A 14,803-nucleotide genomic window follows, 5' to 3' on the forward strand; every position below is an offset into this window, starting at 1 on the left:
ATGTCATCGACTCATACAGAAGCTAGCCCTGGCGTGACTAAAGGCCGCTCTAAGCCACTCGATACTCTCACCCTGCCCTTTGGCGGTAGCCGCTTAATTGAAGCCAGCGCAGGAACCGGTAAAACCTTCACCATCGCCGGTTTGTATGTGCGTCTGTTGCTGGGCCATGAGATAGAGAAACCACTCAGCTGCGAGCAGATCCTGGTGGTGACCTTTACCAATGCCGCCACGGGTGAGTTAAGGGATCGAATTCGACGTAAAATTCAGCTTGCCTACCGCCGTTTTATCGGTCTGGAAACCGATGATGAACTGATTGAATCACTCTATAGACTCACGCCCGAAAGTGAACGCCATCTGGCACTTAAGCGTCTTGATCTGGCTTTGAAGTCACTCGATGAAGCGTCTATCTTTACCATACATGGTTTTTGTCAGCGTATTCTGGCCGACATGGCATTTGAGTCATCCCTGTTGTTCGAGTCAGAGTTCACCTTAGATGACAGCGAATTTTTGCACCACGCCGTACGCGATTTCTGGCGTGAGCAGTGTTATCCATTACCCGAGTATCTGGCCGAGATCATTCAAAAGAAATTTGCCGATCCCGATGCACTATCCAAGCAGCTAAGACCCCTGCTGGGCGCAAGCCAAGCCAGCGCTCAGCCAGTACCACAGGCGTTCAATAAGCTGCAAGATGCGCTCACACAAAGTTTAACTCGTCTAAAGCTTATCTGGCCCCGCGAGCGAGACGCTATCGAGACCTTGCTGCATGCTTTACCACTGAGCGGCGTTAGGTTCGGAAAAAAGGCGGACGCTTATCCTAAGCTCGCGGTAATGCTTGATGCCATGGATAACTGGTGCAAATACAGTAGCAGTTTACCGTCATTGAAAGTGATGGAGAGTCTGTCACTGAGTGAGCTTAAGCTTAACAAGGGCGGCGAAGTGCCCACGCCGGAGCAAGCGCCGGTACTCGATCATATCGAGCGCCTGTGCGCGCTTATCAAAGATTTTATTCCAAGCTTTCTCTTTTGTGCACGAAACGGCATCTCGGCCCGCTTTGCCCAACAAAAGTCAGAGCGTAACTTGCTGACGCCCGACGATCTGCTGCTCACCCTCGAGCAAGCCCTGCGCCCAAACAAGGATGAGGTGAGTGGACAAGCAATAAGTCTGGCAAACACCATCGCCAAGCGTTTTCCTGTGGCCCTTATCGATGAGTTCCAGGATACCGATCCACTGCAATTTGCTATTTTCAACCGGATCTATCAACAGCCCTCTGTCGATGCGATAGGCTCTGGTGACTCGCTGATAGCCATTAATGAAGCCACTGCAGGAACCTCATCGAAAAATCTGAGTCTGTTGATGATTGGCGACCCGAAACAGGCGATCTATGCCTTCAGGGGCGCCGATATACACACCTATATTCAGGCGCGCGAGCAAACATCCGAGCACTATAATCTCGATACTAACTATCGCTCCAGCCGTAACATGATTTTGGCGGTCAATGCCCTGTTTGAGAATCGTGATGATGCCTTTATCAGCGAGGCCATTCCATTTGAATCGGTGCAGCCCTCACCCTTTGCCGACAAAAAAGTATTACTCGAGAAATCGAGCGCTACGTCGGCCTTGAAAATTAAACTGCTTAGCGAAGATCCCGAAAAAGGGCTGAATAAAACTACCGCCAGAAAGCGTTTAGCCGAAGATGCGGCTGCTGAGATCGCACGCCTGCTCACCGAATCGCAAAATGGCGAGTGTACAATCAGTGAAAAGCCACTCAAAGCCAAAGATATCGCGGTGCTGGTCCGTGACCGAAATGAAGCCGCGGTTATCAAAGAGTCACTATCAAACCGGCAAATTGGCGCGGTATTTCTGAGTAGAGACAGTGTATTTAACACCCTGGAAGCCCGCGAAATGGCGCTGATACTGCACGCGCTCGCCACGCCCAAAGATGAGCGCGCCCTGCGTTCGGCCTTAGCGACCTCCCTGCTCGGTTATAACGCCCTGGCTATTCACGGGTTTAACCAAGATGAGATGGTAAGACAAACCCTGCTGGAGCAATTTGATGGCCTGCATCATAACTGGCTAAGACGCGGCGTCATGCCCGCACTCCTAAATTTGGCCAACGAAACCAAGCTTATCGAACGCCTGCTGCAAAGCGAAGATGGTGAGCGCCGTCTAACCGATTTCAGGCATCTTGCCGAACTGCTGCAGCAAAAGGCCACCGAACTCGATGGGATAAGTGCCCTGGTCAACTGGTACGAGCAAGCCCTTATCGAGAACCATGCCAATGAAGAGGCGCAGCTCAGACTCGAAAGTGAGCAGAACCTGGTACAGATTGTCACCATACATAAGAGTAAGGGACTCGAGTATCCGGTCTGTTTTATCCCCTTCGTCAGTTTAGCCCGGGATAATCGCCGTAAGCCTGCGCCTATGCTCTACCATGAAAATAATCAGCTGGTGTGGGACATAGAGCAGAGCGATGAGGGGTGGGAGCGACATAAGCGGGAAAACCTCGCCGAGGATCTGCGCCTGTTATATGTCGCCATGACTCGCCCCGTCTATCAGTGCTACCTCTATATTGCTAACCACAGCCGCTTCACTAAGAAAGCAGGGATCACCAGTCAACTCCACGAAACCGGCATCGGCTATCTGCTGGGTATAGAAGATAAGGCCTGTGAGTTTTCGCTTATTGAAACATGTGCAAAACGCCTGATGAGTGAGGCGATTAGTGTCTGTGAGATGGCGGATGATATCTCGACCCAAGCCTTAGAGAATGTCTCTGCTGAACAAGAGTTACTAGCACCTAAAGTACTTAAACGTCGACACTACACCCCATGGCGTGTCGGCAGTTATTCGGGTCTGGTAAAAGACTTGCCTCATGAGCGGGTGCTGCCGGGGGCGGATGATGAATCCTTTCCGGAACTCGAAGAGATCAAGGATGAACTGGACCCTGTGCCGTCTCGCTTCACCTTCGAGCGTGGCGCCAATGCCGGTAGCTTTATGCACTTAGTGCTCGAGCTGATTGACTTTACCCAAGCGATAAATGATCTAACCGAACAGTTACCTGTCGCCATGGAGAGATATGGCATAGATGAAAGCTGGTGTGATGTGCTGACACACTGGTATCTGGATCTGCTCGATGCCCCCCTCGTGCAGGATGGCTCACTCAAACTTGCTCAATTAACCAATAACCAGAAACTGGTGGAGATGGAGTTCTACCTGCCAATCGCGTCGCTAAAGGCCGATAAGCTCAATGCGTTACTCGAAGAGTATGGCTACAGCGCGGGACTTAACTTTGAGTCGCTCAAAGGAATGCTGAAAGGTTTTATCGATTTGACCTTCGAGCATCAGGGTCAATTTTATATCGCCGACTATAAGTCTAACCACCTGGGCGATGATTTCACTCATTATGGATTCGATGCCATGGGCGGCGCGATCCGCAGCCATAGATACGATCTGCAGTACATCATCTATACCCTGGCGCTACACCGATTTTTAAGCCTGAGAATGCCTGATTACGACTACGACCTGCATATTGGCGGCTGTTATTACCTCTTCTTGCGAGGTATGTCCGTGGATGCCCCTATGTCTGGAGTTTTCTATGATAAGCCGCCTAGGGCGCTTATCGAGTCAATCGATACTCTGTTCGACGATGAGCAAACTGAATCAGATGCTCAACCTGCCCAAACAGCACAAGCGCAAATAGAACAGACGGAGCTTAAGCGATGATCCAGTCAACACAGCCAATCAAAGCCCTGCTGAAAGTCTGGGAATCTGAGCGATTAATCACACCACTCGACAGGCACTTTGCACTCGAGATGGCTCAGCTACATAGGGTTAATCTACACAAGGCAGGAGTCGATACGCTTAACGAACACGATGACCACGTATATAGTGAACTGTTTCTGCTTATTTGCGCCCTATTGAGTCGACAGCTTTCTCAGCAGCACACCTGCCTGCCGATACATCAGATTATGCTCGATAATCCGATGCAGGAGCCGATATCAAATTGTCAGATACTGTGTAGCCACAATGAAATTATTGAGATATTACTGCAGTTCAATGGGATTAGTTCACCGGGTTTGGAGCAAGCCAACTCACCTTCAACGCCGATAATATTAGATAACGGCGATCTCTACCTGCAGCGCTATTATCAGTTCGAGACTCAAGTCGCGAGTTACCTCACCCAGTTAGCCGATGCTGAAGTGAGTGAGCGGCCCACAGAGATCAATACTCATATAAGTGCTATCAGCAGCACATTAGAGATGTTGTTCCCCCAAAGCGATGAGATGGGCGTCACCGACTTTGACTGGCAAAAAATAGCAACGGCGACAGCCTTTACCAAACGTTTGGCGGTTATAACCGGAGGCCCGGGCACGGGTAAAACCACCACGGTAACTAAGTTGCTATTTTTACTGACTCAGCAAGCGGCAATGACCATACGGTTAGTGGCGCCTACGGGTAAGGCTGCTGCGCGATTGAGCGAGTCAATCAAGGCCTCGAAGGTGCGCTTGAAACAGGAACTTGCCCCCTTCGCCGACAAGATAGATTTAACCAGCTTAAGCCGGGTGCCGGAGGAGGCTTCCACCCTACACCGCTTGCTAGGTGTGATCCCGAACTCCCCCAAATTCAGGCACCATAAAGATAACCCTCTAAGGCTGGATCTGTTAGTCGTCGATGAAGCCTCTATGGTCGACCTGCCCATGATGCACAAACTGCTCTCGGCGCTCCCCGCACATGCAAGGCTCATTCTACTGGGCGATCAAGACCAGTTAGCCTCGGTAGAAGCCGGCGCCGTGCTGGCGGATATCTGTGCAGGATTGAAACAGCAAGAAACAAGAACGAATGCCAGTGATGCCAAATGGCAGATGCGATATTCGAGCGACTATGCCGGGTATCTTTCTACATTATCAGGGTTTGATCTTAGCCCCTTTGTCAGCCCGTCACCTAAGATTGGCGATAGCCTGTGTATGCTGATGCACAGCCACAGATTTAAAGGGGATGCAGGCATAGGTCAACTGGCTGCTGCGGTCAATAACTCGGACAAAGACCGAATTATGCAGGTATGGCAAACCGGATATGATGAGCTGCAGTGGATTGAGCATCTTAAAACCAATGCAGGCAATTCGGGGCTCGATGAATTACTGACTCAAGCGGTGAGTCATTACCGACACTACCTTGAGATGGCTAAAGATTGCAGCAAGGATGCCTCTGAGATCATCGATTGTTATAACGAGTTTCGAGTCTTATGCGCCATGCGCGCGGGCGAGTATGGCGTCGATGGCATCAATCAAGGCGTTACCACTGCGCTGAAACAGGCAAAACTTATCGGTGCCGACACCGAGTTTTATCTGGGCCGTCCGGTGATCATTCAGAGCAACGACTATAATCTGGGTCTGTTTAACGGCGATATTGGCCTTATACTGCCCGATATGTCATCTCAAAATTCACCTCAACGTTCAGCCGAGGATGGCAATGCCGCGAAGCACACTCCAAGGTTGATGGCACACTTTATTCAAGCCGATGGCAGTATCTTAAAGGTGCTGCCCGCGCGCCTTCCGAGCCACGATACCTGTTTTGCGATGACGGTACATAAGAGCCAGGGCAGTGAGTTTGCCAATGTGGCGCTCGTGCTCCCCATCTGGCCTAGCCCGGCCCAAAAACAGCTACTGACGAAGGAGCTGGTTTATACGGCTATCACTCGCGCCAAGCAGCATTTTACCTGCCTGGGCTCACAAGCCGTTTTCGAACATGCCAGCCTGCAGGCCACTCAACGTTCGTCGGGGCTTGCAAGACGACTGTGGAGCCAGATTTAAACGGCTCTGAAGCCAAGTTTAAATGACTGTGACGAAAAGCTTAAGCAAAGTCTTCGGCGTTTATCCCAAGATGTATTTGTTGCAACTGATGACGCAACTCATCTAATGGTTGAGCGCCGGATATAATCCAACCTTGATTGATGACCAAACAAGGCACACCATTAATGCCATAATCCTGCGCCAGTAGCCGATCTTGCTCTACCTCTTCCAGTAATGCTGAAGAGTTTAAATCTAACTTAAACCGCGCTATGTCTAACCCCAGCTCCTGAGCCAAATCGACAAGCACTTCGTTATCACCAATATTTCTATTATCGGTGAGGTGAGTACGTTGCACCGCATCGAAATAGTCCCAATGCCCCTGCTGACCCGCTTGTTTTTCTGCAGCCTTACACCCGAGTAAACCCGGCATAGAAAGAGGATATTCGAAGCTTTGTTGACGCATTCCTTCGACGTTAATGCGTTTTTGATCCTCGACCTTAGCGCATTGCTGCCAATGGTTCAGGATCTCTTTCTTGGCATTGGCTTTAGAACCGAACATTCTTTCCATATGTTTATATGTCGCAGATAACGCGAAGCTGTGATGATAAACATCCAGATTTAGCTCCTCGGCCAAAATTCGTAGCCGAGGCGATAAGACGTAGCACCAACTACAGACGACGTCATGAAAAAAATCAACCCTAACTCTTTTAGGCTTCATAGATACCTCAAATTAAAAATAGATGAATCATTACTGCTATTCCTATATGGCCAATAATGGCCACAGAAATAACCGAATAAGCAAAGATTGGATTAGAAATCACTCATATCTAATACAACTTTTCCACGAGCCTTGCCTTGCTCAACATAAGACAGCGCGGCATAAACATCATAGACACTCGAAATAGCGTAAGTCGTGTCTATTTGAACCGATAAATTTCCGGCATCCACCTGCTCTGCAATCCATTTAAGGTGTTGACCATTAGCGTGATGGAACAAAAGTTCAAGCGCGACACCTTTTTCGGCCGCTAACTCCTCAAACATAGCGCCAACCAAGGTGATCACCGAACCGCCATGTTTAGCTATCCCGATAGATTTTTCCTGCACCTGACCACCGATAGTATCGATAGTGATATCGACATCGCTGACAAGCTCACTAAAATCCTGACTCCTGAAATCGATAACCGTATCGGCGCCATATGAGCGTAAACGGGACTCAAACTCGCTCTCTGCCGTGGTAATGATCTCTTTTGCACCCAGTACTTTCGCCAGCTGAATAGCCAGTGACCCTACGCCCCCCGCCCCGCCATGAATAAGCACTTTACTACCTTCAATCTTGCCGCCGGCGAGTAATGCCTGATAAGCCGTTAAGGCAACTTGAGGTAATGCAGCACTGGCTAAAACAGACAGACTCACAGGTTTTAGCGCGACACTGTCAACACTTACCCGTTGAAAGTTCGCAAAGGTCGCCGCCTCTGAAAAATCCGGTCTGAAAAACACCTCATCCCCGACTGAAAACCCTTCCACTCCGGCGCCCACTTCAACCACAGTGCCCGCACCATCGCTGCCCATTACATAGGGAAAGCTCATAGGGATCATCTCTTTCATATAACCGGCACGAATAAGATTATCCAGTGGGTTGATGCTTGCTGCTCCAACTTGGATCAGTAGAGTACCTGACTTAACCTCAGGTTTAGGGGTTTCGACAATAGTAACCACATCATTAATATCACCATAAGCCGTAACGTTAATTGCTTTCATTTTCTCACCTTAGTATTCATTTCATTGTTGACGAAATCAGTGTACATTTATCACCGATAATGATTAATAGACTTAAAAAGAAATGATTATTCTTTAATTTAGAATAAAGTGAGGCTAAATGGATAAATTACGGGGTATGGTCATTTTTCGTGAGGTGGCACGGAAAAATAGCTTTTCAAAGGCTGCAGAATCGTTACAACTGGCGAATTCCGCTGTCAGTCGCTACGTCACTGAACTTGAGCAATGGCTTAATGTAAAGTTACTCTATCGCACTACGAGAAGCCTCACCGTGACAGAAGAGGGGAAGCTATATCTGGAGAAAATTGAAGACATTCTTGACCGGGTAGACCTACTGGAAAATTTGGCAGTAAAAAGCCAACAGGAACTTCGAGGAACGCTGAGATTAACAGCGCCAAGTTTTTGGGGGGCATTCGTTCTCAAACCTCTGATGGTCGAGTTTATGAGCCTGCACCCCAAAGTCAAAATTCACTCATTATTTCTAAATCGGAAAGTCAGCTTAATCGAAGAGGGTTATGATTTAGCCGTAAGGATCGGAAATTTACCTTCCAGCGGTCTGATTGCCAGGAAAGTGTCTTCAATTAAGCTAAAGCTGGCAGCTGCGCCGAGTTATCTCGAACAGTATGGAACGCCGGAACAGGCCTATGAACTCCGTCACCATGAATGTTTAATCGATACTGTTCCCGACCACCAAACTAAATGGCCCTTTGTTGAAGATAAAAAAAATATCTCTGTCGCGGTTGAGGGGAAAATGTTTTCTAATGATCCCGAGCTACTCCGGGATCTCGCGCTTAGTGGCCTAGGCATCGTCTATCTCCCTGAGTTTTTTATCGACCCATATCTTAAAACAGGTGAACTGGTAGAGTTGCTGCCCCATCAATCACAAACAGCGGCACCCGTTAATCTCATCTTTCCACCCAATAAACAGATGAATCCGGCATTACGGACATTCATCGATATGATCGCCGATAGATTAAAATAAATGACAAATGGGTCGAGTTTTTATCTTATTCGGCCTTGAACTTTATCATTTAGCATCTAATTAAGCCTTAAGATAAACGCCAATCGATATCGGGACCAACAGGAATGATACGACTGGGGTTGAGGTGATCATGAGTATAGAAATAGTGTGCTTTAATGTGCTCAAGGTAGACAGTTTTCGCTATCGCTTCGATATCCATCGCAGCTCGACAATAACGCCATAAATAATGGTAATCTTGAATACGCTTTTTGTTCAACTTAAAGTGGAAGTAATACACGCTATCGAACCTTAACAAGGAGGGGATAAGCCGAATATCACTCATGGTTAAACTGTCGCCATGAAGAAAAATGCGGTTAGATAATCTAAGTTCCAATAGGTCTAACGCATCAAATACTGACTCAAATGCCCTTTCATAGCCAGCTTGTTCCGTTGCGAATCCTGCGCCATATACGCCCAAATTGACCTTCTCATTTATCCAGTCTGACAAGACCGAAACACTTGGCTCATTAACTTCAGGCAGCAGATCGATTTTATTCTTTGCAAAACATTGCCATTGTTGAGCCAACCAATGTGCAATACCTGCCGAGTCGTTGCTGGCAATGGTTTGTCTTTTTTTATCCCAGAGCACAGGTACCGTTATACGTCCGGTAAAATCTGGCTTGGCCATGGTATAGATACTTTGCAGGTGAGTGGCATTAAACAGGGGATCACTAAACTCCTCATCGAATGCCCAACCATTATCAAAACGTTTGGGCGATACGCTCGACACGGAGATCACCTCTTCAAGACCTAACAGGCTATGAACCAAGAGGGCCCGGTGGGCGAAGGGACAAGCCAGTGACACATACAGATGGTACCGATGGGGCTCAATCTCGCCAAAATCATTGAATGTATCCACAAATACCAGGCCTTCGGTGTCCCCCTCGGGTAACCAGCAGCCTTTTTTCATATAAGTCATCACTTAACTCCCCAGATTAAACCTAAGATCTAAACCGCTACATTCATTCATGAGGATTTTTCTTGTCATTGTATACCCTCTATATGCAAGCATATATCTGAATGTCATTCAGTATAGAAAGCTTGATTTGGTTTATAAATAGAGTAAGTATGAAAATACTTTTTCTAAAATAAGAAAGATGAGTCAGGAGAGTATGGATAAATTTAAGGCAATGACTATTTTCTCGGCAGTAGTCGAAGAAGGCACCATGTCAGCTGCGGCACGTCGTCTCGGTATCGCCAACTCAGTTGTCACTAAAAATCTCAACCAACTTGAACATTGGCTCGATCGCAAGTTGATCTACCGCTCGACAAGAAACCTGCAACTGAGTCAGGAGGGACGACTCTATTATGAACAGATCAAAGAGATTATTCACAGTGTAGAAAAACTGGAAAGTCCGACTAATCTGGATCATAAGACCATGACGGGGTCGATTAAAATCACTTCGCCGATAATCTTTGGTAAACAATTGCTCAGTCCCCTTCTTCCGGCATTTCACATCGAGTATCCCGGTATTAACATTGAACTGATCTTGCATGATGACTTTGATGATCTGGTCAAGGGGGGATTTGACCTGGCTTTGCGAGTATCGAGATTACCCGACTCCAACTTTATCGCCAAACGCTTACAATCCATGAGATTACGCGTCGTTGCCAGCCCCGCTTACATCGAACTACACGGTGCACCATCGACACCTGAGAGTTTGAGCAGGCATATTTGTTTAATCGATAAATCTATCGGAAACGCTAAGCGTTGGGACTTCATCTCTCTACGAGGCGACAATTTGAGTGTGCCGGTTTATGGCCCACTTAGCATCAATAATGCCGAATGTATCGCTCAACTATGCACCGATGGAATAGGAGTTAGCCAACTACCGGAAATTTTCGTTAACGATTTGATTAATAATGGCCAGCTGGTTGAATTATTACCCGAGTATGCGATCGATGACTTTTATATCTCACTGCTCTACCACCAAAAAGGGGCGACAAACCCGGCAACCAAAGCCTTCATCGATCACTTAACTAAGAATCTTTCCGAAAAATAGAGTCAATAGGTGGTCATCACATATCGATTGTTGCTATCCCAAAAATCTAAGCTGGCTATTCCCACTAAAAATAGCCATTAGTACGAGATAACAAAAAACTAGTTCTAGATAACCAAAATTTTATTTTTCTCATTTTAGAAAAAGTTTATTTCAATTACCCCCCATTATCAAAGCAATCCTCTACTCCTATACTGACTCCATCGACCAATCACAAGAGTAACTATGGATGAAAGTATTAGTATTTGGCGCCTCAGGCAAAATTGGTCGTCAGGTTGTTAAACAACTGACGACAAAACATGAGGTCATTAGCGTGGGCTCACGCAGCGGCGATCATATTGCCGATTATAGTGATGAAGCCGCGGTCCAATCTGTGTTTGAAAAAGTGACCAACCTCGATGCCATCGTCGTGGCCGTCGGTGGCGACAGTATCTTTAAACCTCTGAATGAAATCGGAGACAATGAGTTTCGCCATGGCGCCGAACGTAAACTGGTTGCACAGTTTCGCCTGGTGCGTTATGCCGAAAAATACCTCAACGAAGGTGGCTCTATCACCCTCACCAGTGGCTTTTTGAGCCACTACCCAAATCCGTACAGCATGGCTACCGGGCCCTTTAATGCGGCAATCGATACCTTCGTACAGCAGAGTGCTCCTTGGCTTAAACCTGGCCTGCGCTTAAACGTAGTCAGCCCGGCTCCGGTCGTGGAAGCGGAACGTGTCGCTAAGGGATTGGTGAGTGCAGAGCAAGTGGCGGCTTACTATGTGGATTCCATTGAAGGCCAAGCAAGCGGAAAAGTTTTTCGAGCATGGGGTGGTCTACCTCTGCCGGCAAACGATTAATCCATTTTTTAAGAGAGTTTTCACAATGAAATATCCAGCTTCAATCAGAGCCATTCACTGGCTAAGCGCGTTACTCATCATAGGTCTACTTGCACTGGGCATCTATATGACACCATTTCAAGTCGACAATATGGCGTTTTCAGAAGAGCTCTACTTCTGGCATAAGTCTTTTGGTGTGCTGGCCTTTTTAATCGTATTGCTACGTCTAATTAACCGTAGACGCCATAACTTGCCAGAGCTCCCTAAAGGCATGCCAGTACACGAAAAGTTAGCTGCCAAAGTAGCCCATAACAGCTTGTATGCTTTATTAATTATCGTCCCAATCCTGGGCTACGTACAGTCTTGTACTTACGAGTTCAGCTCTGGCGTACACTTTTTTGGCCTCTTATTGCCTGAGCTATTTGAAGACAACAAGTCTGTGTTTGAAATCGTTAATCAGCTCCATAGAACGGCCTCATATCTGTTGATTGTACTGATTTTTGCCCATGTCGCTGGCGCGTTAAAACACCGATTATTTGATAAAGAAAATGATGTGCTTAATCGTATTATTTAACACACACCTTAACCACTGTTTAGAAATAACGGAGATAACACCATGAAGAAAATTAATGTCACCCTATTTGCCATATTACTCGCCGGTTTAGCCACCAGCACTAACTTATTGGCCGAAGAGAGCGTTGCCGACCTAAAAGCCCAGATTGCCGAGCTGCAGGCACAAGTCGACACTCACAAGGCTGAAAGAGCTCAAACAGCGACACATTTGGCCATATTCGATGAATTAGATCTCGTCGCTTTCAACGACAGAGACATGAAACGCATCGGAGAGATCCACGCTGATAATGTCATCGTTCACAATCCAGATGGGACTCAAACATCCCCTTTCCCACCACATTCCGAGGAGCTTGATTTTCTTTTTGACACCTTTGATTTCAAAGTTGCCGAACATATCGTCGGCTTCGGTTTCGGAGAGTGGACCGCAGGGATCAGTATCTCCGAAGGAAAGTGGGTTAAGCCATTCACTTTACCCAACGGTACTGTTTTACAGCCAACAAACAAGAAGGTTCGCATCAAAATAGCCACCATCGCGCGTTGGGAGAATGGTCGTATCGCCGAGGAGTATCTCTTCTGGGACAACGCCGACTGGAACCGTCAAATCGGTCTCGATTAATTATTCACCAACAAAGGCTTGGGATAACTCATGAAGAAGCAAAGTGTAAACTTGATTCCAAATGTTAATAAGGCACTCGTCCTGGTATTTAGTAAGATTTTCTTGCTGGCGATGCTGGTCAATGCCGCCCAAGCCGAAGACAGCTCGCCCTACGTGGGCGAGCAGTTACACTTCTTCCGTTGGTTAGAAGACTATCGGGATTTTCCGGACACCAGTTTTAATAAGGATCCTCTAGCGGCGATAAAGCATATCGCGCTATCTGACAGGTATCCAACTTACATCACTCTTGGTGGTGATTACCGTTTACGCTATGAAAACTATTCCAATCAAAAGCTTGGACTGAAATCTTATTCATCCACCCATTCGGCCCTGCATCGCTTTATGTTACATGCCGATCTGCAGTTTGAGCAGACCCGTGTGTTTATGCAGCTGGCCAACTATAAGGAGCAAGGGCTCGACAATAGTGCAGATCCTTTCGCCGAGTCCGAAACTGATCTGCAGCAGGCCTTTATCGACTGGAAATTTCACGATCTAAATGTTCGGGTGGGCCGACAGGAGCTCATTCTCGGCGGCGGCAAAAAGACCGGAATTCGAGAAGGAAAAAACCAACGACGTGCATTCGATGGTGTGAGGTTCTCCCATAAATTAGGTGCTAACACCATTGCCGAGCTTCTCTATATGCAAGAAGTCAGGCCCAATGAAGCGGCCTTTCAGGATAGTTCGAGTGAGGGTGCTAAACTCTATGGGGCATATTTCAATTCAGTAATGAAGTGGACTCAAGGCAATAACCTGGATCTATTCTATCTTGGATTTGAGCGAAACCATGCCATTTTCGAGCAGGGCATAGCAGACGAGAAACGCCAAAGTATTGGAGCCAGATGGTGGAGCAAAACAGGATATTTCAACTTTGATTATGAGCTGACCTATCAATTTGGAGATTTCGGTAGCGGTACTATTTCTGCCTTAGGCTTTGCCACCGACAGTTCCTATAACTTAGGTCATGTATTTAGCTGGTCTCCAAAAGTTGGATTTAGATTCGATTACGCCAGTGGTGATAGCGATAAAAATGATAATTCCTTAGGTACCTATAATGCCCTTTTCCCAAATGCGGCGTACGTATCAGAGGCCGCCATTTTTGCGCCGGCCAATATGTGGGATATTCAGCCTTATCTAGAGTTCTCCCCCGATGAAGGGATCACTCTATTCACCGGAGTCAGTTACCTGTGGCGAGACTCACTCAAGGACGGGGTATATCTCTACCCAGGCTTCCCCGCGATTTCATCTCATGAAACGGATAACAAATCATACGGTTACCAGATAAATTTGGTAGCTCAATGGAAACCGTCAAACTTTATCACGCTACAGGCGGCCTATGTAAACACCCTCGCCGGCGAAGCTATCACGGCTGCCGGTGGCCAAGATTCTGAATTTTTCATGCTTTCTATGGGATTGCGTTTTTAGATAAGCCAACGCTACTCAGTAGCGAAGTAATGTTCATCGCAGTTAACAACTGGGAAATCGCCCGTATTTGATTTAATCTTCCCCCTTTGACCCTCACCTCTCCTAGATAGGCAATAACCAGCAATGACAAAAGAAACCGTCTTATATTACGTTTACGATCCTATGTGTAGCTGGTGCTGGGGTTACGATCCGACTTGGGCCAGGCTCAAAACTGAGCTGGAAAAAGCGGGAATAAAGGTTGAGTATCGACTCGGTGGCCTGGCGAGCGACTCCGATGAACCTATGCCACACAATATGCAGCGTTTTCTGGAGCAAACCTGGCGTAAGATCCATACACAATTGGGTACTGAGTTTAACTTCGATTTCTGGACGTTGTGCCTACCAAGACGCTCGACCTATCCTGCTTGCCGCGCGGCACTGATTGCCAGAGAGGCAGATCTTGAACAAGCCATGGTTCAGGGCATTCAACATGCCTACTATCTTGAGGCGAAAAATCCTTCGGATATGGAAACCTTAGTTAGCATTGCCGCCTCTATCGGGCTTGATGCAGCCTGGTTTACACAGCAGATGCTGGGTAAAAGCGTAAATCAACACCTGATGGAAGAGATAACGAATGTGCAACAGTTTCCCATTAGAGGGTTTCCATCGCTGGTGCTCGGGGACAAGGGACAGTTAACGCCGATAGCGCTCGACTACCAAGACTGGCAGTTAAGCTTTAGCGCAATAACAGATGCGATAACCTAAAGCCAT

General features: G+C 47.3%; 12 protein-coding genes. 9 read left to right on the forward strand and 3 right to left on the reverse strand.

Features of this window, described 5'->3' with window-relative positions:
* Both recB and recD read left to right on the forward strand, forming a co-directional pair.
* Positions 1–3,720 (forward strand): exodeoxyribonuclease V subunit beta, encoded by a 3,720-nt coding sequence (recB, locus tag EKG38_RS15620; protein WP_126521164.1) that lies wholly within the window; start codon positions 1–3, stop codon positions 3,718–3,720.
* Positions 3,717–5,807, forward strand: a complete 2,091-nt coding sequence (gene recD, locus EKG38_RS15625) for an exodeoxyribonuclease V subunit alpha (protein ID WP_126521165.1) — start codon at positions 3,717–3,719, stop codon at positions 5,805–5,807. Before recB ends, recD begins: the two co-directional genes overlap by 4 nt.
* A 40-nt stretch (positions 5,808–5,847) precedes the next feature.
* On the opposite strand, the gene EKG38_RS15630 is transcribed toward recD, so the two are convergent.
* Both EKG38_RS15630 and EKG38_RS15635 read right to left on the reverse strand, forming a co-directional pair.
* A complete protein-coding gene (locus EKG38_RS15630; protein WP_126521166.1) occupies positions 5,848–6,504 on the reverse strand; it encodes a DsbA family oxidoreductase in 657 nt (218 codons plus the stop codon).
* A gap of 92 nt (positions 6,505–6,596) precedes the next feature.
* Positions 6,597–7,544 (reverse strand): NADP-dependent oxidoreductase, encoded by a 948-nt coding sequence (locus tag EKG38_RS15635; protein ID WP_126521167.1) that lies wholly within the window; start codon positions 7,542–7,544, stop codon positions 6,597–6,599.
* 118 nt (positions 7,545–7,662) lie between these two features.
* Between EKG38_RS15635 and EKG38_RS15640 the strand changes: the two genes are divergently transcribed.
* Positions 7,663–8,544: a LysR family transcriptional regulator gene (locus EKG38_RS15640; protein ID WP_126521168.1), complete on the forward strand. Its 882-nt coding sequence runs from the start codon at positions 7,663–7,665 to the stop codon at positions 8,542–8,544.
* 67 nt (positions 8,545–8,611) lie between these two features.
* On the opposite strand, the gene EKG38_RS15645 is transcribed toward EKG38_RS15640, so the two are convergent.
* A complete protein-coding gene (locus EKG38_RS15645; RefSeq protein WP_126521169.1) occupies positions 8,612–9,502 on the reverse strand; it encodes a glutathione S-transferase C-terminal domain-containing protein in 891 nt (296 codons plus the stop codon).
* A 193-nt stretch (positions 9,503–9,695) separates the two neighbouring features.
* Between EKG38_RS15645 and EKG38_RS15650 the strand changes: the two genes are divergently transcribed.
* From EKG38_RS15650 to EKG38_RS15675, 6 genes are all read left to right on the forward strand, one after another.
* Entirely contained in the window at positions 9,696–10,586 is an 891-nt protein-coding gene (locus EKG38_RS15650; protein WP_185826875.1) for a LysR family transcriptional regulator, read from the forward strand.
* A gap of 226 nt (positions 10,587–10,812) precedes the next feature.
* Entirely contained in the window at positions 10,813–11,424 is a 612-nt protein-coding gene (locus tag EKG38_RS15655; RefSeq protein ID WP_126521171.1) for a short chain dehydrogenase, read from the forward strand.
* A gap of 25 nt (positions 11,425–11,449) precedes the next feature.
* Entirely contained in the window at positions 11,450–11,977 is a 528-nt protein-coding gene (locus EKG38_RS15660) for a cytochrome b (RefSeq protein WP_126521172.1), read from the forward strand.
* Positions 11,978–12,019: 42 nt separating this feature from the next.
* Positions 12,020–12,592, forward strand: coding sequence for an ester cyclase (locus tag EKG38_RS15665; RefSeq protein ID WP_126521173.1), 573 nt, complete (start codon positions 12,020–12,022; stop codon positions 12,590–12,592).
* A 30-nt stretch (positions 12,593–12,622) separates the two neighbouring features.
* A complete protein-coding gene (locus tag EKG38_RS15670) occupies positions 12,623–14,053 on the forward strand; it encodes an alginate export family protein (RefSeq protein WP_126521174.1) in 1,431 nt (476 codons plus the stop codon).
* A gap of 123 nt (positions 14,054–14,176) precedes the next feature.
* The gene (locus tag EKG38_RS15675) at positions 14,177–14,797 is read left to right on the forward strand and encodes a DsbA family protein (RefSeq protein WP_126521175.1); all 621 of its coding nucleotides are present in this window, start codon (positions 14,177–14,179) and stop codon (positions 14,795–14,797) included.
* Positions 14,798–14,803: the final 6 nt, after the last annotated feature.

Source organism: Shewanella canadensis (assembly GCF_003966225.1).
Lineage (GTDB): Bacteria > Pseudomonadota > Gammaproteobacteria > Enterobacterales > Shewanellaceae > Shewanella > Shewanella canadensis.

Coding starts and splice junctions, on each gene's coding strand:
- recB (WP_126521164.1), top strand. CDS start 1: ATGTCATCGACTCATACAGAAGCTAGCCCTGGCGTGACTAAAGGCCGC.
- recD (WP_126521165.1), top strand. CDS start 3,717: ATGATCCAGTCAACACAGCCAATCAAAGCCCTGCTGAAAGTCTGGGAA.
- EKG38_RS15630 (WP_126521166.1), bottom strand. CDS start 6,504: ATGAAGCCTAAAAGAGTTAGGGTTGATTTTTTTCATGACGTCGTCTGT.
- EKG38_RS15635 (WP_126521167.1), bottom strand. CDS start 7,544: ATGAAAGCAATTAACGTTACGGCTTATGGTGATATTAATGATGTGGTT.
- EKG38_RS15640 (WP_126521168.1), top strand. CDS start 7,663: ATGGATAAATTACGGGGTATGGTCATTTTTCGTGAGGTGGCACGGAAA.
- EKG38_RS15645 (WP_126521169.1), bottom strand. CDS start 9,502: ATGACTTATATGAAAAAAGGCTGCTGGTTACCCGAGGGGGACACCGAA.
- EKG38_RS15650 (WP_185826875.1), top strand. CDS start 9,696: ATGGATAAATTTAAGGCAATGACTATTTTCTCGGCAGTAGTCGAAGAA.
- EKG38_RS15655 (WP_126521171.1), top strand. CDS start 10,813: ATGAAAGTATTAGTATTTGGCGCCTCAGGCAAAATTGGTCGTCAGGTT.
- EKG38_RS15660 (WP_126521172.1), top strand. CDS start 11,450: ATGAAATATCCAGCTTCAATCAGAGCCATTCACTGGCTAAGCGCGTTA.
- EKG38_RS15665 (WP_126521173.1), top strand. CDS start 12,020: ATGAAGAAAATTAATGTCACCCTATTTGCCATATTACTCGCCGGTTTA.
- EKG38_RS15670 (WP_126521174.1), top strand. CDS start 12,623: ATGAAGAAGCAAAGTGTAAACTTGATTCCAAATGTTAATAAGGCACTC.
- EKG38_RS15675 (WP_126521175.1), top strand. CDS start 14,177: ATGACAAAAGAAACCGTCTTATATTACGTTTACGATCCTATGTGTAGC.